The organism is Streptococcus sanguinis (genome assembly GCF_003943735.1).
Lineage (GTDB): Bacteria > Bacillota > Bacilli > Lactobacillales > Streptococcaceae > Streptococcus > Streptococcus sanguinis_E.
This window is the reverse complement of the sequence record NZ_RJMV01000002.1, coordinates 120,728-140,742: the sequence shown is the minus strand read 5'-3', so window position 1 is coordinate 140,742 and position 20,015 is coordinate 120,728. Positions and strand designations below refer to the sequence as shown.

Genomic DNA, 20,015 nt, shown 5'->3' with positions numbered 1-20,015 from the left:
AGAAAAAGGGATGACTGAAAGGTCTGACAATTCAAACTAGTGAAAAAGCTTTGTCAGGCTTGTGTAACCGCTTGCTTTTTGCTTTTAAAGCGTTATAATATAGGTGGAAATCCACAAGGAAAAGACAGACAGAAACTCCTGCCTGCCAACGATCATCTAAACAAGGAGGATAATCCTATGAAAATGGATTGGCTCAACTATTCTCGTCATGTACTTAAATGGCTCTTTGCAGCTCTGAGTATTTTCACCATCTTTTCTGCTGACTATGTTGATATTCCTGTCGGAGCTCTCATCGCCTGTCTTTATGCTCCCCTGCTCTTCGAACAGGAGCTGGTCAGCAACCGAGTCAAATGGTATAGCTTTCTGATTATGATGGTGGTTACTCTGCCCCTTTTGTTTATTACCAAAGTCTACCAGTTTAGCCTAACTTACCCCCAAACCACAGCTCTTCTCTTCATATTGGTAGTCTTGATTTTTACCAATGGCTTGATTGCTCATAAGGAAGAAAGAGAAAAAGCAGCTAAGTGATGCTGCTCACCATTCTAAACTTGATGTTTCAAAATGCTACAAATGAAAAGGTCTGAGAAAAAATCTCAGACCTTTTATTGTTCTATTTACAAAGCCAAAAACGATTAGTTCTGACCAAGAGCAGCAGCCATTGTTGCAGCTACTTCGTTTTCAAAGTCGTTAGCAGCTTTTTCGATACCTTCACCAACTTCAAAGCGAGCGAACTCAACTACTGAAGCATTTACTGATTCAAGGTAAGCTTCAACTGTCTTGCTGTCATCCATGATGTATACTTGTGCAAGAAGTGTGTAAGCTTGGTCAACTTTAGTGTTGTCAAGCATGAAGCGATCCATTTTACCTGGGATGATCTTGTCCCAAATCTTTTCAGGTTTGCCTTCTGCAGCCAACTCAGCCTTGATGTCTTCTTCAGCTTGAGCAACAACTGCATCAGTCAATTGAGCTTTAGAACCGTATTTCAAGTGTGGAAGAGCTGGTTTACCAACCATTGCACGGCTTTCGTTGTCTTGGTCGATGACGTGGTTCAATTGTGCCAATTCATCTTTAACAAATTGCTCATCCAATTCTTTGTATGAAAGAACAGTTGGTTTCATCGCAGCGATATGCATAGAGATTTGCTTAGCAAGAGCATCGTCTCCACCGTCAATAACTGAGATAACTCCGATACGGCCACCGTTGTGTTGGTAAGCACCGAAGTGTTGAGCATCTGTCTTTTCAATCAAAGCAAAGCGACGGAAAGAGATCTTTTCTCCGATAGTTGCAGTTGCAGATACGTATGCAGCTTCAAGAGTTTCACCTGAAGGCATTGTCAAAGCAAGTGCTTCTTCGTTATTAGCTGGTTTGCCTTCAGCGATTACTTTCGCAGTTGCATTTACCAAGTCAACAAATTGAGCATTTTTCGCAACGAAGTCAGTTTCAGCATTCACTTCAACAACAGCGGCAACATTACCGTTTACGTAAACGCCTGTCAGACCTTCAGCGGCAACACGGTCAGCTTTCTTAGCTGCTTTTGCCATCCCTTTTTCGCGAAGCAATTCAATCGCTTTTTCGATGTCACCATCAGTTTCAACAAGTGCTTTCTTAGCGTCCATGACACCAGCACCAGATTTTTCACGCAATTCTTTGACAAGCTTAGCTGTAATTTCTGCCATTTTTCTTCTCCTATTTTTTAATGTAAATAAAGGAGCTGGGCTGAGCCCCGCCCCTTTAGGTTAGTTTACTGATTATTCGTTTGAACCTTCAACAACTTCAACAATTTCTTCGATAGAATCTGCTTGAGTTTCAGTTGCAGCCAATTCTGCTTCTACTGATTCAACGCTATCTTCACCTTGACGGCCTTCGATAACAGCATCAGCCATTTTCGCAGTGATCAATTTAACTGCACGGATTGCATCGTCGTTCGCTGGGATGATAACATCGATATCATCAGGATCAGTGTTAGTATCAACCATGGCAACCACTGGGATACCTAATTTCTTAGCTTCCTTAACAGCGATTTGCTCTTTATGAGGGTCAACTACGTACATCACATCTGGGATGCGAGGCATATCTTCGATACCGCCCAAGAATTTTTCAAGACGAGCGCGTTGTTTGTTGAGAAGAGCGACTTCTTTCTTAGGAAGAACTTCGAAAGTTCCGTCTTCTTCCATGCGTTTGATTTCTTTCAAACGAGCTACACGTTTTTGGATAGTAGACCAGTTTGTAAGAGTTCCACCCAACCAACGGTGGTTGATGAAGTATTGACCTGAACGTTCTGCTTCTTCTTTGACAGCGTCTGCAGCTTGCTTCTTAGTACCAACGAAGAGGATAACTGCATCGTTAGCAGCAGCATCACGCATAAAGTCGTAAGCTTGGTCAGCATACTTTACAGTTTGCTGCAAGTCGATTACGTGGATACCATTACGCTCAGTGAAGATGTACTTAGCCATCTTAGGGTTCCAGCGACGAGTTTGGTGACCAAAGTGAACACCAGCCTCAAGAAGTTGTTTCATTGAAATTACTGCCATGAGTAAATTCTCCTTTTTGTTTTTTTCCTCTTTTAGATTTCAGCTCGCAGAACCACCCAAGGGCAACAGTCCCACAATTCATCTAAAATGAGTATTTTGCCATTTATACGGCATCCCCTATTATAACAAAAGCGCTACTCTTTGACAAGGTGTTTGCCAGATTTTCTGCCACTAAGTACGATTTCCACTTCTCAGCAGAACATTTGTTCCCGAAGCGTTCAGAATGGCAGCGTCTAACATTTTCTGCTTTGACTATGAAAGCCTCTTGACGAAAGCAAGTATTTACGATAGAATAATAAGAGTTGCGGCGGTATAGCCAAGTGGTAAGGCACGGCTCTGCAAAAGCTTGATCGTCGGTTCAAATCCGTCTACCGCCTTCATAAATATATTTCTAGAAGCCCACCAAAGGGCTTTTTTAATTTCATTTCCTATTGTTTCTAGCAAATTTTGCTGATATAATATTATAAAAATATCATTCATCATCAGCGAAAGGAAAAAAGATTGATTATGAAAAAAGTCAGCTTCTATGCCCTCAGCCTTCTCTCTCTGCTAGCTCTCTCAGCCTGCATGCCTGCCAAGCAGACGCAGCAAAGAAAAAAGACGCCTAGCTCCCTCAAAGCTTCGAAAAGTTCATCCTCTAAGGAAACATCCAGCAAATCATCTAGCAGTAGCTCTAGCACCTATGAAAGTAGTGATGAGGTATTTCAGAAACGTGCTACCTTTGATCCAGATGATGCTTCTGCACTACAATACATACCAGATGCAGCTTCTATTCCTGAACTAGAGAAAATAAGAAATTTCCATATTTCCACTGGCTTTGTCATTCAGGTAAACGGAGAGGATATCAATGGTGACAAACCTAAAACGTCTTACGATGAGGTAATAGCGGCTCTAGGCCAACCTACATTCAGCACTGATGAGAATGACCCTGGCAACTCTGTTAACATCTGGCACACAGACAACGGAGACATTATGTGCTACTTTACCAATAATGTACTGACGAATTTGAGTTTTAGCCTAAAAGACGCTCAGCCAGCCAAAAGCAGTTACTCTAGCATCACCACATCCGACACTCCCAAGACAGCTTTCGACAAGCTTGGTCGTCCGGAAATGATTATACGTTCAGAGCGCGATACAACCTTTGTCTATAAAAATTCCAATGACGAACAGTTTAGTTTCTCTACCCAGAACAATCAAATCGTTGGGGTAATGTCTACCTCTCAAATGAAACAAACCAAAGACATTATTGACTCTGTCATTAAGGATAAGTAATCTTACAATTGGCTCCAAAAACACAAAAATCCAAGACCTTTTCAGTCTTGGATTTTATTTTTGACAAGGATAGCGGCTTCGTCGATTAAAGCTCTGCAATCTGGCTAAGATTAACTTCAGCCACGGTGTCATTGCCAAACATGGAAATAATCATCTTGACCTTGTTATTATCAATTTCCGTAATCTTACCTGTATAGTCAGTAAAGGCACCATCAATGATACGAACGGTATCCCCAACCTTGACATCCAAGTCAAATTCCTGCACTGTTTGACCCATAGAGATGAGAATGTTGCGAATTTCTTCTTCCAAGAGTGGCGTTGGTTTAGAGCGGTTCCCGTGTGAACCGACAAACCCTGTTACATTTGGAGTATTCCGTACGACAAACCAAGCTTCATCTGTCATTACCATTTCTACCAAAACATAACCAGGGAAGCGATTTTCTTCGATTTCCTTGGTCTTGCCATTTTTCTCTACTTGCACGGTCTGAGTAGGGATTTCCACGCGCAAGATATTTTCCAGCATATTATAAGTCTGAGCGCGCTGCAAAAGATTTTCTTTTACCTTGTTTTCATAGCCTGAGTAGGTCTGCAGTACAAACCAACCTTTGTCAAAACTGTCCATGAGTTCATCCTTTCCTAAATAAAAAAGCCTATGGGCTTCTGCTTCTTTCTAGCCCTATTATACCATAATTTCCTCAAATGCAAAGGAATTTAATAACTATTTTCCTGACAAATCAAAGCCTTGCAATTCTGCCCAAAAATTCTTGAATCTGTATTGTCTAGTATGAGAAATTTTTATTTCAAACGATGAATTATAGATAGATTTGATTTTTTGAAGCTGACTGAAATTGTCAGCGCATAAATAAGTGCATACGTCAAAAGCCCCACCTACTCACAATAGGTGGGACTTTGAATAATATGCCTGTTGTAGACTTTTTTATTTCTACTTAAATCATTAAGAGAAAATATTCAGAATCTGGAAAAGACCGCTTGCCACTACTTTGTCAAAGATATAGATGATTACCACAAAGAATGCAGTGTATTCCATGACAGAGATAAAATCTGTCCATCTTTCTTTTCGGGTAGGCCAAGTTGTATCTTTCAATAATTTAAAAACGTCTTTAAAGAATTTCACAACAATCTCCTATCTAGTTTCTTTATGCAGGGTGTATTTACTGCAATGCTTACAAAATTTATTAACTTCTAAACGCGTTGGTTTTGGAGTGCTACTGAGCTTAACCGAGTAGTTCCTAGAACCACAGATTGTACACGCTAGACTCGCTTTTTTTAATGCCATAACGCCTCCATCTTTCTTATTATAGCAGGATTCTATACTTTTGACAAGCCGTTCAGCTCTTTTAAATCCTATTGAAACCAACTGGTAACAGTATCCCAGAGATTTTTCGCCTTCTCAGGAATACCAGTGTCATCAATGGCTTTCTTGGCTTCATCCACCAGATTTTGAGCTCGATCCTGAACGTCCTGCAGGAAGTCTTTGTTTTCAGTTGTAGTACCCGTTTCCTCCGTACCATAGGTGTCCACAGGGGCAATACCGTTGGCAGCATAGGCATTCTTCTGCCCTTCAAAGGAAGTTCCTTCTGTATATGGCAGGATGCTATTAGCAACATTTCGGAAAACCGCCGAGGCTTCATTAGCACTGGTCCCAGTTAGATAGTGTGTTTCATCAGTTTTTGGAAAACCTAACCACTGGCTGATAACCACATCTGGTGTATAACCAATAACCCATTGGTCACCAGATAGATCTGGGTTAAAGTCCGTTTCAGTCGTACCGGTCTTACCAGCCATAGTATAGCCATACGGAGCCGCATAGATACCTGTACCGTTCGAGAAGGTCCCCAGCATCATGCTGTTCATCTTATCCGTTGTTGAGCTATTAAGGACCCGAGTAGAGGTTTGGCGATGGGTCTTGACGACCTGACCACTGGCATTTTCAATTTTTGTAATGAGATGGGCATCATTCATCACCCCGCCGTTGGCAAAGACTGAGTAGGCCTGAGCCATCTGCATTGGATTGGTTGTAACTCCGCTTCCTAGGGCTACTCCCAAAGTCTTATCAACCTTGTCCATATTCAAACCAAACTTTTTCCCGTACTCAAAGGCCTTATTAATACCTAGCTCGTCTACAGTTGAAACAGCTGGAATGTTCAGAGATTCTGCCAAGGCTTGATACATCGGAACTTTAGGGGAGCTTTGGATATTGCCGTAGTTGTTGATGGTATAGTCGCCAAAGGTGGTTCTGGTATTATCCAGCTCCTTATCTGTCGGCCAACCAGCAGCAACGGCCGGACTGTAAGCAACCAAGGGCTTGATAGTAGATCCGGGACTACGGGAAGACTGGGTTGCATAATTAAAGCTTCTGAAGGTCGAACCTTCTGCACTATTGACTCGTCCAACTAATGCCCGGACACCGCCAGTTTTTGGATCCAAAGCAACACTGCCTGATTCAGCCATAGTGCCATCTTCTGCCACAGGAAAGAGAGAGACATTGCTGTAAATAACCTGCATGCTGGCTTGGTAGTTCTGATCCAACTCAGTGTAAATGCGGTAGCCATTATTAACAATCTCTTCTTCAGTTAAGCCGTAGTCATTGACCGCTTCATTGATGACCGCATCGAAATAGGATGGATAGCGATAGTCTTCTGACTTACCGGCATAAGCATCAACCAGCTGACCACCGATTCCTACAGCGGCAGCCTGATCGGCCGTCCCCTGATCAATGAAACCTGCAACAACCATATTTTGCAGCACCGTATCACGGCGATTGGTCGCATTTTCAACCGAATACAGCGGATTATATATCTCTGGTCCCTTGAGCATACCAGCCAGAACAGCCGACTGGTCCAGACTGAGCTGGCTAGCCGAAACTCCGAAATATTTCTTAGAGGCATCTTCCACACCCCAGACACCATTTCCAAAATAGGAGTTATTGAGGTACATGGTCAGGATTTCCTGCTTGCTGTATTTCTTATTGATTTCCAGAGCCAGGAAAAATTCCTTGGCCTTCCGCTCGATAGTCTGGTCCTGAGACAGATAGGCATTCTTGGCCAACTGCTGGGTAATGGTAGAACCCCCACCCGAGCGACCGGCTGTCAGGATAGCTAGGATAAAACGACTGTAGTTAATCCCGCCATTCTCATAGAAAGTCCGGTCCTCTGTTGCGATAACAGCATTTTGCAAGTCTTGACTAATCTCAGTCAGCTCGACATAAGTTCCTTTCTGACCAGACAGGCTCCCTGCTTCATTGCCATCCTTGTCAAAGATGAGCGTGGTAGCTTTGAGGGCATTCTGCAAATCCTTGACATTGGTCGTCTTAGCCACATAAAAGAGATAGCCACCGACTACAAGACCAAAGGTCAAGCCGAGAATCAGGAATATCTTGGTCAGATGAAACCTGCGCCAAAAACGGCGGATAGGGTGCTGAGAGAGAGGTTTCTTTTTGGCCTTGCCCGAACGGCTGAGACCAGACTTAGCCTGCTCTTCTGTCAGCTCTACCTCCTCTGCTGCTTCTTTTTGAGGTTTCTGTATGGTAAAATAATCTACTAATTTTTCAAACAAATCTTTTAAATTCTTCATAAACCTTATTTTATCACCTTATTTAGGTGCAGACAAGAAAGTACCCTATTTCCCGTCTGATTTTTAGTTATTTTTAAGAAAAAGGGTATATTAAATAGCCTTTTAAAAGCCTCTGCAGCAAGCCTTATCCGACACTACCTATTTCCAAACAGCAAGCTTTCTGCTACAATAAATGTATGAAATTCACACTCACTATCCCAGATGGACTGCCCGCTATGACAGTCAAAGAGCTGCTGGAAGAACAATTTCTCATTCCACGAAAAATCCGGCACTTTCTGCGAACCAAAAAGCATGTGTCCGTCAACGGCCTAGCCATTAACTGGCAGACTGTAATCAAACCTGGAGATGATATCCGCCTGATATTTGATGAAGAGGATTATCCTCAAAAGACAATCTTGCTTGGAAATGGCGAACTCGTAGAAGAACTCTACCAAGACCAGCACCTCATTATCGTCAATAAACCTGAGGGTATGAAAACCCATGCTAATGAACCAACGGAACTAGCCCTGCTTAATCATGTTTCTGCCTATGTCGGCGAGACCTGCTATGTCGTTCACCGGCTAGATAAAGAAACCAGCGGTGCCGTCCTCTTTGCCAAGAATCCCTTTGTCCTGCCCATCCTCAATCGGCTGCTGGAAAAGCGAGAAATCAGCCGCCAATATTGGGCTCTGGTCCAAGGCAAGTTCCCAAGCAAAAAGATTATCTATAAAGACAAGATTGGCCGCGACCGCCATGACCGCAGGAAACGGCTGGTTGACCCCCGGAAAGGACTCTACGCAGAAACTCATGTGACTCGGCTCAAGCAATTTGGACAGTCTGCCTTGGTCAAATGCCAACTCAAGACTGGCCGCACCCATCAGATCCGTGTCCATCTGGCTCACCACGGACACCCTCTGGTCGGCGACCCCCTCTATCATCCGCAGCCTCAGGGACGGCTTATGCTCCATGCCCATCGCCTGACCTTCACCCACCCTTTTACGCTAGAAAAAATCACTGTCGAGGCTCGCTCCGACAGCTTTGAAAAGGTCTTAAGCAGTCTGAAATCATAAAAGCTCTACTCTGAGAGATAGACTGTAACCTTATCCTAGATAAACCATGAAAAGCAACAGAAATCATCTGTTGCTTTTAGTTTGGAGTCAAAGCGAGGATAAGCTATGACAGCTTACATCACTGAGCCGGAAGTGCACTGATAAGTTTGGGCCTGATGGCTTTCTGAAAAGCTATGCTCAGCAAATAAGACAGTAAGAAAATGATAAAAAAGCCAAAACTATAAATAGTATTCCGAGGCATTATCGACCTGAAAATGAAGATAATGAAAGGATGAATGATATAAATCATGGTCGCGTATCTCTTGGCGATATTGTTCAAAACAGGAATGTCAATATCGCTCCCATTTCTGACCGCATAGAGGAAAATCGCACTGGATGAAAAAAGAGTGCTGGGATAGAGGTCGTACTCCGTCCCCATAAAATAGTACTCAATTAAAATCAAGCCTGCTATTCCTAAGCCAATAGTCCATTTTTTCACCGAAGACAAGTCGTAGGCTAAAATCCGATCCCGATGCTTAGCAAACTGCATCCCTAGAATGAAAAAGGGAAGGCCCATAAATAGGAAGTTTCGATAGTACAGGGTGCCACTAATATTGAACTCAATACAAAAGGCCAGAACCAACAAGAACAGAGACACACCAAAGCTAGTTAAGCGGTGAAAATGCTTATAAAAAACCAGATAAAGCGTGTAGATATAGGAAATAGCCAGCAGATACCAGGTCGGTGTAGCAGCCGAGCCAATCAAGTCCCTGGGACTGTTAAAGAGGAAAAAGTCTGCAAAATCAGACAGGTCTATAGCTGCCATCTTTTCTGTTAACTCTCTTGTCAGCACTAGATTGACAAAATGCACAATCGTGTAAAACATCAGACTGGCAGCTGTCAAAAGGAGCATCTGCTTGAGACGATACTTGACCTTATCTCTGGAAATATTAAAGGAAAAATAGCCCGACAGCATCATGAAAAAGGGAACTGCAAAGCGGGCCACAATTTGATAAAAAACGCCAAATTGCCCCGGCAACAGAAAGTGTAAGGAAACAATACTAAAGCAAGCTAGGGCCTTGAAAGCGTGCAAAGTTGTGTTTTCAGTCTTCATGCAGACATTATAGCATGTTTATTATTACAGCTCATCAAGGCCAGATTACATGCCCATTAAAAAACATATCAATTGATGACAATCTTTGAAAAGTTTTTCATCCGACGAAACTTATATCTCTTCTCTAGAAAAACTCTTCTGCACTATTACAGAAGAGTTTTATTCATCTAGCGGATATTCTACATTAGCCTTCATAGCCATTAGGATTTGAACTTTGCCATCTCCAAGAATCTCGCATCATATCTTGGAGAGTTTTCTCAGCTTTCCAGCCCAAAATGTCATTTGCTTTACTTGCATCAGCGAAGCAAGTCGCCACATCTCCAGGTCGCCTATCCTTTATAGTATAAGGAATTTTCACACCATTGACATTTTCAAATGCTTTAACCATATCCAGTACACTATAACCAATCCCTGTACCAAGATTGAAAACAGCGACCCCCTTGTTTTCTAAATTATGTTTCAAGGCTAAAACATGGCCCTTGGCTAAATCGACTACATGGATATAATCCCGCACTCCTGTACCGTCATACGTATCATAATCATTTCCGAAAACGCTAAGCTCTTGCAATTTACCGACCGCAACCTGAGTAATATAAGGCATAAGGTTATTAGGAATTCCATTTGGAGCCTCACCAATCAGACCAGACTCGTGAGCACCAATTGGATTGAAGTAACGAAGATTGGTTACAGACCAATCTGAATGTGCAAGAGCGAGATCCGTCAAAATCTGTTCCATCATCAGCTTGGTGTAACCATATGGATTGGTCGCTGAAGTAGATAAATCTCCTGTCAAGGATGAACAATGATTCATTCCATAGACCGTGGCACTGGAGCTAAAGATAATATGTTCTACCTTGTGCTCTTCCATAACATCAAGAAGAGAAATACCAGCACTGACATTATTTTCGTAATATTTAAGTGGTTCCCGCACCGATTCTTCTACTGACTTATAGGCTGCTAAATGAATGACTGCATCAATGTGATTGTCTTCGAAAATCTGGTTCATCATATCTTTATCAGAAATCGAACCCTTGTAAAACGGGATGTTCACACCAGTGATAGTTTCTAAGCGCTCTAGCACTTCTGGAGAGCTATTCGAAAAGTTATCCACGATAATGGCGTCATAGCCCGCGGCGACTAGTTCAACCACTGTGTGACTTCCTATATACCCCGTTCCGCCTGTGACTAAAATTTTTTTCATAGGACACCTCTTCTTGCTAATCCTCAAGTTCTCTTTAATTTTACTATTGCAACTAACAGGTATTTCTCTTCCCAAAGTTGACCGCCAAATTCTGCACTTACTAAAAATACCAAAAACTAGCCTAATTTGCTACCCTATAGCTCTGCTCTCCTGATGCCTTTTGAAATCTCTTCATGGTAGAATCACTTGCAAAACCATTTATATTCTCAGGCATAAAGAACGGAATTATTTTAGCTAATTTCTAATTATTCTCAAAAAATACCATAATCTGCAATAAATTACTGGAAAAATTGTCTTTCATTTCCACTATATACAATATCTGGTTCAGCAAACTAATTGTAGCCAGAGTAATTTTGTATGCTAACGCTACATTACAAACGTAAAAAGCCCGGACAGGGCTTAGCATTTAGATTGTTAAACTATTTATAATTTCCCGAGCATCAACGAGCCCGCAATTGCTGGAGCAGACCTTTCAAACTTTTGTATTTGTAAATGCTGTAGGTCAGATAGACAAATCCGTAAGCTGCAGCAGCTAGATAAACTGATAAAAACCAATTCGAAGCAATAAATACAAGCGTCATTAGCAACTCAACCCAGATATCTTTGACGACTTCAATCTGCATCCTCTTGGCTAAGATTAGCTCTGCCAGTATACTCCTAGTCGCCAGCAGCAGCACGATAGACAGCACTGTAGCATTCAGATTGCGCAAAGAAACTGCAAAAATCAAGGTAGTAGCAAAGCTTAAGAGCATGGCAATAACATTTACTTTAAAAATCTGCCTCTCCATTCGCAAGGCTTTTAAGTAGGTATTGATAAGCAGAGCCATCTTGCCCTCGTAGACAGACATAGGAAAGACCAGAGCCATAAATATCAAGGACTCTCTGTAAGCCGGTAGCCAGCTGTCCAAAGCTATTTTTAGAGGATAATACAGCAAAAGCACACCAAACATAAGAACCATAAGGACATTCCGCAACTGATTGTAAATCTTAGGCAACTTGCTTTCGTCCGTCCGTTTCAAAATCGGAAAGATGACCAAACCGATAGCGTTGATAAAGGTCATAAGCAGATTGGAAATGCTCAGGGTCAAGGATACTTTCCCAAATGTAGCAATGTTCCATACCTTTTGAATCCCCATTCGAACCGTACCGATAATGAGCATACTGGCTATATTTGATAGCATCAGATTGATACCGACAGCAATATTGCAAACCGTTTCCCGTACATCAAGCTTAAACTGATTGAGAGGTCGCAGGGCCATATCTCGGCATAGATACATGGCATAAAAAAGAGAAACAACTCTACCAATTAAATCTGCATAGACCATAATCTTGAAATCTCGAAAACCCACGAAAATAAAGACCAGTAAAAGCAGTAAATAGAGGAGTCGGTCTCCACTGACAACATAGGAACTTTCCTTTAGTCGATTAGTCATCTGCAAAACGTAAACAAAGAGAAAGCGCAGATTGGTGACCAACATGGTATAAACCAAAAGTATAAAAACAAACCGACTGCTCTCATCTCTAATGAAGGAAGAAATCCCTAAGAAAAATAAAATTCCAATCCCTGTCAGATAGATCAAAAGCATGAGAAACTGAGAGAAAAACTTTTCTTTATCCAGATCATCATACTCCAAACCACCGTAGCGCAGGTAGATTCCGTCCACCCAACCCAGATGAACAAAACCGGCATAAGATAAATAAAAAATATAGAGTTGCCAGTAGCCATACTCCTCTACACCCATAATCTTAGGCAAAATCAAGACAACCAGAGAAGAAACTATTACTGTCAACAAATTGGACAAGACGACATAGGAAAAATTAGCTATTATTTTTTTAAATCCACCAGACAAATTTATCCTCCTATTTCTTCCTATCTGACGCCATGCTCTCAATTAACCGTAAAAACATGGTTTCTAAATCAGTATGAGCTTGCCAGCCTAAATTCTCAAGCTTGTCCGTATTAAGACGAATCTTAACTGTCGGATTATAGCCTAGCTTTTCCACATCTTCTGCCAAATCAAAAACTAACTTCGTTTCATTGCTACCACTTAGCTCAATAACCATTTCCGCCATCTCACGAATGGAAATAGCCGTCTCTTTATTGGCGACATTATAAGCTTGACCTGCTTGGCCTTTCAGCAGAATGTAAAATATGGCTTCAATAGCATCTTTGGTATAGCAGTAGTTTCGAACAGTCTCCCCTTTAGTTCGGAGGATAATATCTCTCTTTTCAAGGACAGCCCGCGCAAACTGTGCAAAAACTCTGTTGTCTTCATAGCTCACACCTGGGCCAAAAGTCTGTGACAAACGAGTCATCCTAACCGGCACCTGATACTGATGACAATAGCCTACACATAAGGACTCTGCCATGCGCTTGCTTTCCGAATAACTGCTACGCACACTGGTTGGATCCAAATAACCGTAATCTTTCTCGCTAATGCTGGAAGCTTCCGGATTTGTCGTTCCATAGACTTCCAGAGAAGAGAGATAGACCATACTGCGAATCTGCTTATTTTTAGCCAGCTCCAGCAGTTTTTTCGTTCCATTTACGGCTAGATCAATTGTCTCCACAGGATGCTCAACGAAAAAAGAGGAGTCCGTCGCACTGGCTCCATGGATAATATAATCCAAATCCTCCTCTATCTGCCAATCTGACAGCAAGTCAGCATACACTAGCTGCAGATTCTCACTATGTAAAAAATCCTGAAATAGTTCTTCCGCTTTTTTCTGATTTCGCGCCAAGGCCACTACTCTGATATTGGCATCGTACAAATCGTTTAAAGCCATCAAAGCGGAAATACAGTGTCTGCCTATAAGTCCTGTTGCTCCGGTTACCAAGACTGTAACATTTCTCAGTTCTCTAAGAATAGGACTGACAGTAGCTAGGTCTTCCATATCCTTTTGTAAAATTGTATTATTTCCCATATCAACCAAAAATTTGTGCATTTTCACGCGCTTCGTAAATCGCTCTAAAAATATAAAAATCAGAGGGAGTCGTAATTTTGATATTTTCGCTGCCCCCCATGACTGTATGCAGAGGGAGTCCAAAATAACGAGCCAGTGTCGCAGAATCCGTCATATCAAACTGATTCTCTGCCTGAGCTTTTAAATGCAGGGAGTGAATCTTTGAAAGTGCAAAGGTTTGAGGGGCGACAGCTGTCTGACAAGTGGAACGCTCGATAACCTGATTAATAACATCCGCCTCATCGACCTGAATAACCGTTTCGATAACCGGCTTAACCGTAATAGCTGCCCCATACTTTTTGGCCGCCTCAATATTTTTAGAAATGATTCCCCCGTCAATCAAGGGGCGAACACCATCATGAATCAACACATAGTCGTCATCGTTCTTGTACTTTTCCCATAAGACAGATAGACCATTAAAAATAGACATTTGTCCAGTCTCTCCACCAGGAACCACTTGACTGACTTTTTTAATATTGAATCGAGCTAATAAATCTCTGCAATAATCCAGCCAGCCGTCTACACAGACAACCACAATGTCCGATACTGCCGGATGGTCTTCAAAGTGCTCAATCGTATGAATAATAATAGGCTTACCGTGCAACTCTAAAAACTGCTTGGGTAAGGTCTTGGTATTCATGCGGCTGCCTGTGCCGCCTGCGAATATCAGAGCTGATGTCGTCATACCGATACTTTCCTTCCTCTCCTTGTAAATCGTACTCTACTCAGTAAATCAGCTGCCATATAAATCACAAAAGCATAGATAATCCGATTAATATGGGTTGTCAGCAATGACAGCAACGTTTCCTGAAAGAATGAAATGACCAAAGGATACGCAAATAAAGCGAAAACAATAACCTTTAGCGGGGTGAAATAGCGTTTTTTGATAGAATAGTAGAAACTTCCGTAAAAGAAGCCATATAAAAGCTGAAAGATAAGGACTGAGAAATAGCCAAAATCCTTAATAAAGTAGTAATAAATTGTGTAAACATTGGTTTTATCATCGTTAAAATGAACAACAGGCAGGAAAGGTGTCAACTCATGGCTAGACAGACCGAGGGATTTCAATGTTCCATAGATAGCAATAAGAGTATTTTCTCCAAAGACTTGATTATCGCTATAAAGAGTAGGATTTTTCAGATAATAGTCTAAAGCCTGAATGGGTGAACCCATATATTTAACCAAATTATCCAAAATTCCGAACTCTGCCCGACTATCCACTCGATTGAGAACAAAGGTTCCAACTGCCATGAATAAGACAAGGAATACAAAGCCAATTATCAGCAAAGATCGAAAAAGCTTCACACCATACCTGCTGTCTCTCCACGAATAATACTTCGAGAAAAACAACATATACACAATAGCATAGCCTGCAACCAAGCCCAGCAACTCCGTACGCCCAGTAGACAAGAGGGAAACACCTAAAGAAATCAGACTAACCAGCAGTAACTTGCCCTTGTAAAAAATGCCATCTTTTCCTGAAAAAAGAGACTCGCAAAAGAAGTAGAAGAAAACAATTCCTAAGGAAAAGTTAACCCGCAACAAATTGAGGCTAAGACGACTAAGAGAGAAATCATAATTTGTAGTCATATGCCGAGCCAATTCAATGGTTTTAAACAATCCCCCAGGTACCTGCTTGCTCTGCGCCGCCAAGTAAAGCAAATCGGAATAAATAAACCTGACCGCATAAGCCAAAAACAAGAGAACTAAAATAATGAAAAAATTACTCACCTTTATTTGACTAGGTTTGGCGTCCAACTTTCTCTCAGCAAACAAATTCGATGACAAGAGGACTCCCATTAAAAAAATGGCATTTCCAACAAAGATAACAGTGACCGTTATCAGAGAAAGTCCCTCTCCCCATTTGGATGAATAAAATGCAGTAAAAATGCTTGCTATCAACCATATTGCCAAGTATATAAAAGCCGGGTTAGCATAGTCTCTTCCTACTGTTTTGATTGTCAAAAACAAGAGGAAAAGGCCACCCAAAATTAGTAAAAAAACCATTATCTTCCTTCTATTAATTCAACCCAATTATCTCTCAGTCTGACATGACGTTCTGTCTGTTCTTTTTTTTCAGGCGGTGTCATGTAATCACCGTAGCGATTGGTCAGATACTTGTCCGCATCATTAGGTCCATCGAACTCATAGCCTTCAAAGGAATACTTCTTAGCTGGATAGAAACTTTCATAGTCGATAGTCTCTCCCAAATAGCCTTTTACACCATAAGCAATTGTTATTTTTGAAGTCTTCTTATTAGACTGGATGAGTTTTTCCATCAACTTATACATATTAGCCGGCCCCATGATAAAAGAAGGGAAGCCTATCAGTCTTCTAACCCAAAGATTTTGTCTAAGTTCTTTAGATTCTTTAGCCATATAGGTCAGATGCGGAGTAAACTTCGTATAGCAGCGTGAGCTATTGTGTGACAAATCCAAGGCTCTGAATAGAAGACCCTTGAGCTTGCGAAGCATGTTATTCTCTGGGACAAAGTCAATTGGCAGCATATCAAGATAAAGATGTTTCTTTTTACTGAAACCTTCTCCTAAAACATCATAGTAGGTCAGTGACTTGCTCTGCAGCTTTAGAACCTTAAAGACACTATCTGTCGCATCCGCAGGAGAGATTAGCTCGAAGTCCTCGCTGTCCGCAAAGATTTCCTGCAGACGATTGTAGTCCTCTCGGAACATCACCAAGTCGATATCATCGTCCCAAGGGATATAGCCCCCATGTCGCAAAGAACCAATCAAGGTCCCTGCAACCATGTAGGAATGAATATGATGCCGACGACACTCTGCATCAAATTTTTTATACATTTGTAAATAGGCTTTTTGTAAAACCTTTAATTTATCATTCGTAATTTTCTGATACATGGGGCTGAAGCGTTCTCCCAAAGCCAACTCCCATTCAATCTTACTGGTTCCTCTCATTTTTCTTACCTCCCAAACTTTTTCAATAATCTCCTAGCAACTCCATTCAGTGAATAGGTGTATACCAAATCACTGATGAAATCTTTTATTGTTCGATACTCCCTTATTTGAAACATCAGGCCCAAAGCCCAAAATGGATTTCTAGACTGTAATAATTTCAGTCTAAGATTGGTCAAGGCCAAAGCCCTAGCAAGCTGGCGATGATCCGCCTCAGAAATCTGGCGCTCTTCTGCGATTTTTTGCACGGACTCATAGCGACTGATGACCTTCTGTAAATAGTTAATCCTAGATAACCTTGTTTTATTAAAACTGAGCGACGACGCAGACTGGGTTACATTCGCCTGATGAATGCGATGCTGATCTAGAAGATTGTCCAAGCAAACAACTTTTCCATACAATGGAGCCAGCATACCAAATAAAACATCATGATAGTCAAATCCAGGATAATCCGTATACTGTTGCTCTAAAATATCAGTCAGTACCGACTTTCTAAAAGCTGTCTGATAACCTGACGGCCAATTTTTCAGAAGCCAAGCTAGATTTCTTTCTCGACATTCTCCTGAAACCTTAGGTTCCTTGATGACCTGACCTTTTTGATCAATCAAGTAAGACTGGCCATACACCATAGCAGCGTCTGTTTCTAACAGTACTTTCTGCAAGGCAGCTGTTTTATCAGGCAGCCATTTATCATCCTGATCAGCGAAAAAAACAATATCATGCTCAGCCAAACTCGCTAATTTTATAAAAGTTCGATAATGACCCAAATTTTCCTGATTTTCAATTAGCTGCCAATCAGTCAGTTGGTGCTTGGTGATGTAGTCCCTGATTAGCACCACTGTCTGATCTGTCGAACAGTCATCACAGATAATGACCTGATCAGGCTTCAGCTTTTGAGTGCGGATAGAGTCTAGTTGCTCCAAAATAAAATCCGCCCCATTATAGGTCGCCATCACGACAGAAATCATTTCTCCCTCCTTCCTAAACTTTTCATCCTATATCCCCCTAACTTTTAGCTTTCTCCCTGTCTAAGCTAGACTGCTCTGTCTGTGAAGAAGATTACTTTCTTCTAAGCAGATACTTATAAATAAACGCTTTTATCCAAATAGGCGTTCCCACAAAAGCACGAATCATCAACATATTTTGATAATATTGTCCTCGGTTCAACATACCATGTGACAGCAAAAAAGTATTGACTACTTTCCAGCTGGCAATCTGATTTGTCTGGCTTCTTCTCGTATGCATGCCATTTCCGACACGAGCATAAACCAAGACCCGATTAATATTAGCGAAACGACATCCCTGAGCAGCCATTCTCGCCCAAAGATAATAGTCTTCCACTAAAGGCAGGGGCTTGTAATTGCCTGCTTTTAAAACAGATGATTTCTTGAAAAATACCGTCATGTGACAGAAAGGATTTCTCCGCTGCAACCTTTTGATAATCTCTTCATGAGAAAGCGGCATTTGTTTCTCTGCCACTATTTGATCTGGTTCCGCGTCAAATTCTATGATATTGCCACCCAGAACATCTAACTGCGGATGCTGCTCAATATAGTCCACTTGTTGCTGAAAACGGTCCGGTGTCGCAATGTCGTCTGAATCCATTCTAGCAATCCAGTCATAAGAGCAAGCCTCAACTCCCCGATGCAAAGCTTCTCCCAATCCGACATTTTCCTTTAAAGGCAGAACTTTCATCTCTGGAAATGTTCCCTGGAAATCTTGAATCGTCTGATACAGCTCTTCTGTCAGCGGCCCATCCTCTACAAGGACAAGCTCTTCTGGCTTGCGGCTCTGCTCTATAAGAACGCTATTTAGACTCTTCCTTAAGAAATCCGGATTCTCTTTCTGATAGACAGACATCAATACCGAAAACTTCACTAACAATCCCCCCAATCATCCTAAACTAATTTCCCTTCTCCGTCCTCTCAATAGACCTCCTAAAATCTGCCACCTGATAAGACTGAGGATAGCTAGACATATCTTTTTCATAAGTTAAATCTGAAAATAGCTTATTCAGAGTCGAAACATGGCGGGACAGTCCTTTTAAAATCCAGTTAAATGCAGGCAGCAAGACTACTCTCTGGCCATGAGCCCTTTTTATTTCTCTGACTAGCTGAGAGGTATTGACATAGTCCTGATTTTGAGGATAGAAAACACCGCTGTCTTGATTCTGAACAATCAGCCTGATAAACTCACAAAGGTTATCAATATAAATCATACTACGTTCATTCTGAACCAAAGGGAAGACTGGTAGTTTCTGAGCCAACTTTGACAGTCGCTTATAGTTTCCCTTAGCTTGATGACCATAAACCATGGGCGGCCGTAAAACTGCCAATTTGAAATCTTCGCTCTCCAATTCCGCCAGAAGTTGCTCAGCAGCTAGTTTGCTTTTGCCATAAAAAGAATTAGGACCTTCTTGCGTGTCTTTTGTGATAACCCGGTCTCCCAAAACTTCTCCGTAGACACTCATGCTGCTCATAAAGATAAACTGTTTGACACCTTCGCCTTTAGCTTTTTGAGCCAATTCATAAGGTAGCTGAGTATTGACTTGATTATATACCGACTCCATCTCTTTTGATGGGTTGGAGATATGGACAATCGCCGCCAAATGCAAAATTACATCAAAAGACGAAAAATCTTTCTCCTTCCAGGCTTCTCCGCGGACGTCCAACTCATCAACCTGGACATCCTCCCGTGAAGAAACATACATCTTAAAGCTCCGGCCGATATAGCTACCCTCTCCTGTAATTAATATTCTTTTCATCAGCCTTTAATCTTTCTTTTCCATATTTCCCGTGCCGCCTTCGACAACGCCTTCGCTCTTAGCAACACTCTTAATGGTGCCAAAAAAACAGCGGACATCCAATCCAAAAGACAAATGCTGGACGTAGTAGCCGTCCAATTCAGCTTTCTTAGCAATCGGCAACTCATCTCGCCCGTGAATCTGAGCCCATCCTGTCAGACCTGGCAAAACATCATTAGCTCCATAGCGGTCTCGCTCTTCAATCAAATCATACTGATTCCAAAGAGCCGGTCTTGGACCTATGATACTCATGTCACCGACAAAAATATTCCAAATCTGAGGCAACTCATCCAGAGACGTCTTCCTAAGAAACTTCCCAACCTTTGTAATCCATTGCTCAGGATTTTCCAGTAAATGAGTTGGGGTATCCTTAGGTGTATCAATTCGCATCGTTCTGAATTTCAAAATATAGAAGTGTTTCTTATGCAGACCGACCCGCTTCTGTTTGAACAAAACTGGTCCTTTAGAATCCAATTTAATAGCGAGTACTAGAAGCAGAAAAAACGGTGATAAGACAATCATTCCTAAGAATGACAAGACTATATCTAATGTTCGTTTAAAAAATTTATACATGATTATCC

Annotated in this window: 20 protein-coding genes and 1 tRNA gene; 4 read left to right on the top strand and 17 right to left on the bottom strand. The window is 41.6% G+C overall.

The genetic code is table 11. The features are described 5' to 3' along the window. Positions 1 to 39: 39 nt before the first annotated feature. Positions 40 to 528: a hypothetical protein gene (locus D8877_RS03140; protein WP_185760151.1), complete on the top strand. Its 489-nt coding sequence runs from the start codon at positions 40 to 42 to the stop codon at positions 526 to 528. A 104-nt stretch (positions 529 to 632) separates the two neighbouring features. Here D8877_RS03140 and tsf read toward each other — a convergent pair whose 3' ends face one another. Both tsf and rpsB read right to left on the bottom strand, forming a co-directional pair. Further along, positions 633 to 1,676 (bottom strand): translation elongation factor Ts, encoded by a 1,044-nt coding sequence (gene tsf, locus D8877_RS03135; protein WP_002928238.1) that lies wholly within the window; start codon positions 1,674 to 1,676, stop codon positions 633 to 635. Between the two features lie 72 nt (positions 1,677 to 1,748). Next, a complete protein-coding gene (rpsB, locus tag D8877_RS03130; protein WP_002894015.1) occupies positions 1,749 to 2,531 on the bottom strand; it encodes a 30S ribosomal protein S2 in 783 nt (260 codons plus the stop codon). 306 nt (positions 2,532 to 2,837) lie between these two features. On the opposite strand from rpsB, the gene D8877_RS03125 reads away from it, so the two are divergent. After that, positions 2,838 to 2,908: transfer RNA gene (locus D8877_RS03125), tRNA-Cys, on the top strand. A 130-nt stretch (positions 2,909 to 3,038) separates the two neighbouring features. Continuing rightward, positions 3,039 to 3,803 (top strand): hypothetical protein, encoded by a 765-nt coding sequence (locus D8877_RS03120; protein WP_125340263.1) that lies wholly within the window; start codon positions 3,039 to 3,041, stop codon positions 3,801 to 3,803. Positions 3,804 to 3,888: 85 nt separating this feature from the next. Here D8877_RS03120 and nusG read toward each other — a convergent pair whose 3' ends face one another. The 4 genes from nusG to pbp2a all read right to left on the bottom strand — a co-directional run bounded on the left by nusG (position 3,889) and on the right by pbp2a (position 7,397). Next, positions 3,889 to 4,425 (bottom strand): transcription termination/antitermination protein NusG, encoded by a 537-nt coding sequence (gene nusG, locus D8877_RS03115; RefSeq protein ID WP_002894018.1) that lies wholly within the window; start codon positions 4,423 to 4,425, stop codon positions 3,889 to 3,891. Between the two features lie 333 nt (positions 4,426 to 4,758). Next, entirely contained in the window at positions 4,759 to 4,938 is a 180-nt protein-coding gene (gene secE / locus D8877_RS03110; protein WP_002894022.1) for a preprotein translocase subunit SecE, read from the bottom strand. Positions 4,939 to 4,947: 9 nt separating this feature from the next. Then, complete coding sequence (gene rpmG / locus D8877_RS03105; protein ID WP_002914139.1) at positions 4,948 to 5,100, bottom strand: 50S ribosomal protein L33; 153 nt, start codon at positions 5,098 to 5,100, stop codon at positions 4,948 to 4,950. A gap of 68 nt (positions 5,101 to 5,168) precedes the next feature. Then, positions 5,169 to 7,397 (bottom strand): penicillin-binding protein PBP2A, encoded by a 2,229-nt coding sequence (gene pbp2a, locus D8877_RS03100; protein WP_125340262.1) that lies wholly within the window; start codon positions 7,395 to 7,397, stop codon positions 5,169 to 5,171. 176 nt (positions 7,398 to 7,573) lie between these two features. On the opposite strand from pbp2a, the gene D8877_RS03095 reads away from it, so the two are divergent. Further along, on the top strand, positions 7,574 to 8,446 hold the full coding sequence (locus tag D8877_RS03095) for an RluA family pseudouridine synthase (protein WP_125340261.1): 873 nt from the start codon (positions 7,574 to 7,576) through the stop codon (positions 8,444 to 8,446). Positions 8,447 to 8,564: 118 nt separating this feature from the next. Here the strand turns inward: D8877_RS03095 and D8877_RS03090 are convergent, their stop codons facing one another. The 11 genes from D8877_RS03090 to D8877_RS03040 form a co-directional block, all read right to left on the bottom strand. Next, complete coding sequence (locus tag D8877_RS03090) at positions 8,565 to 9,539, bottom strand: acyltransferase family protein (RefSeq protein ID WP_125340260.1); 975 nt, start codon at positions 9,537 to 9,539, stop codon at positions 8,565 to 8,567. Positions 9,540 to 9,723: 184 nt separating this feature from the next. Further along, a complete protein-coding gene (galE, locus tag D8877_RS03085; protein ID WP_125340259.1) occupies positions 9,724 to 10,740 on the bottom strand; it encodes a UDP-glucose 4-epimerase GalE in 1,017 nt (338 codons plus the stop codon). Positions 10,741 to 11,180: 440 nt separating this feature from the next. After that, positions 11,181 to 12,590: a lipopolysaccharide biosynthesis protein gene (locus tag D8877_RS03080; RefSeq protein WP_125340258.1), complete on the bottom strand. Its 1,410-nt coding sequence runs from the start codon at positions 12,588 to 12,590 to the stop codon at positions 11,181 to 11,183. Positions 12,591 to 12,600: 10 nt separating this feature from the next. Further along, a complete protein-coding gene (locus D8877_RS03075; protein ID WP_185760150.1) occupies positions 12,601 to 13,686 on the bottom strand; it encodes an NAD-dependent epimerase/dehydratase family protein in 1,086 nt (361 codons plus the stop codon). Next, entirely contained in the window at positions 13,667 to 14,389 is a 723-nt protein-coding gene (gene ispD / locus D8877_RS03070; protein WP_002908531.1) for a 2-C-methyl-D-erythritol 4-phosphate cytidylyltransferase, read from the bottom strand. Before ispD ends, D8877_RS03075 begins: the two co-directional genes overlap by 20 nt. Beyond that, the gene (locus tag D8877_RS03065) at positions 14,386 to 15,711 is read right to left on the bottom strand and encodes an O-antigen polymerase (RefSeq protein ID WP_125352442.1); all 1,326 of its coding nucleotides are present in this window, start codon (positions 15,709 to 15,711) and stop codon (positions 14,386 to 14,388) included. Before D8877_RS03065 ends, ispD begins: the two co-directional genes overlap by 4 nt. Further along, a complete protein-coding gene (locus tag D8877_RS03060) occupies positions 15,711 to 16,634 on the bottom strand; it encodes a LicD family protein (protein WP_125352440.1) in 924 nt (307 codons plus the stop codon). The genes D8877_RS03065 and D8877_RS03060 overlap by 1 nt, the downstream gene beginning before the upstream one ends. Before the next feature lie 5 nt (positions 16,635 to 16,639). Next, positions 16,640 to 17,599, bottom strand: coding sequence for a glycosyltransferase family 2 protein (locus tag D8877_RS03055; RefSeq protein ID WP_002916687.1), 960 nt, complete (start codon positions 17,597 to 17,599; stop codon positions 16,640 to 16,642). Positions 17,600 to 17,690: 91 nt separating this feature from the next. Then, positions 17,691 to 18,524 carry a glycosyltransferase gene (locus D8877_RS03050; RefSeq protein WP_185760149.1) on the bottom strand — a complete coding sequence of 278 codons (834 nt, stop codon included), beginning with the start codon at positions 18,522 to 18,524 and terminating at the stop codon, positions 17,691 to 17,693. Positions 18,525 to 18,534: 10 nt separating this feature from the next. Next, positions 18,535 to 19,395, bottom strand: a complete 861-nt coding sequence (locus D8877_RS03045) for an NAD-dependent epimerase/dehydratase family protein (RefSeq protein WP_125352436.1) — start codon at positions 19,393 to 19,395, stop codon at positions 18,535 to 18,537. A 6-nt stretch (positions 19,396 to 19,401) separates the two neighbouring features. After that, on the bottom strand, positions 19,402 to 20,007 hold the full coding sequence (locus D8877_RS03040) for a sugar transferase (RefSeq protein ID WP_002908523.1): 606 nt from the start codon (positions 20,005 to 20,007) through the stop codon (positions 19,402 to 19,404). Positions 20,008 to 20,015 lie beyond the last annotated feature (8 nt).

What these genes read in the sequence shown, in the direction of transcription:
- tsf (WP_002928238.1), bottom strand. Translation starts at nt 1,676, where the DNA reads ATGGCAGAAATTACAGCTAAGCTTGTCAAAGAATTGCGTGAAAAATCT.
- rpsB (WP_002894015.1), bottom strand. Translation starts at nt 2,531, where the DNA reads ATGGCAGTAATTTCAATGAAACAACTTCTTGAGGCTGGTGTTCACTTT.
- D8877_RS03120 (WP_125340263.1), top strand. Translation starts at nt 3,039, where the DNA reads ATGAAAAAAGTCAGCTTCTATGCCCTCAGCCTTCTCTCTCTGCTAGCT.
- nusG (WP_002894018.1), bottom strand. Translation starts at nt 4,425, where the DNA reads ATGGACAGTTTTGACAAAGGTTGGTTTGTACTGCAGACCTACTCAGGC.
- rpmG (WP_002914139.1), bottom strand. Translation starts at nt 5,100, where the DNA reads ATGGCATTAAAAAAAGCGAGTCTAGCGTGTACAATCTGTGGTTCTAGG.
- pbp2a (WP_125340262.1), bottom strand. Translation starts at nt 7,397, where the DNA reads ATGAAGAATTTAAAAGATTTGTTTGAAAAATTAGTAGATTATTTTACC.
- D8877_RS03095 (WP_125340261.1), top strand. Translation starts at nt 7,574, where the DNA reads ATGAAATTCACACTCACTATCCCAGATGGACTGCCCGCTATGACAGTC.
- D8877_RS03090 (WP_125340260.1), bottom strand. Translation starts at nt 9,539, where the DNA reads ATGAAGACTGAAAACACAACTTTGCACGCTTTCAAGGCCCTAGCTTGC.
- galE (WP_125340259.1), bottom strand. Translation starts at nt 10,740, where the DNA reads ATGAAAAAAATTTTAGTCACAGGCGGAACGGGGTATATAGGAAGTCAC.
- D8877_RS03075 (WP_185760150.1), bottom strand. Translation starts at nt 13,686, where the DNA reads ATGCACAAATTTTTGGTTGATATGGGAAATAATACAATTTTACAAAAG.
- ispD (WP_002908531.1), bottom strand. Translation starts at nt 14,389, where the DNA reads ATGACGACATCAGCTCTGATATTCGCAGGCGGCACAGGCAGCCGCATG.
- D8877_RS03065 (WP_125352442.1), bottom strand. Translation starts at nt 15,711, where the DNA reads ATGGTTTTTTTACTAATTTTGGGTGGCCTTTTCCTCTTGTTTTTGACA.
- D8877_RS03060 (WP_125352440.1), bottom strand. Translation starts at nt 16,634, where the DNA reads ATGAGAGGAACCAGTAAGATTGAATGGGAGTTGGCTTTGGGAGAACGC.
- D8877_RS03055 (WP_002916687.1), bottom strand. Translation starts at nt 17,599, where the DNA reads ATGATTTCTGTCGTGATGGCGACCTATAATGGGGCGGATTTTATTTTG.
- D8877_RS03045 (WP_125352436.1), bottom strand. Translation starts at nt 19,395, where the DNA reads ATGAAAAGAATATTAATTACAGGAGAGGGTAGCTATATCGGCCGGAGC.
- D8877_RS03040 (WP_002908523.1), bottom strand. Translation starts at nt 20,007, where the DNA reads ATGTATAAATTTTTTAAACGAACATTAGATATAGTCTTGTCATTCTTA.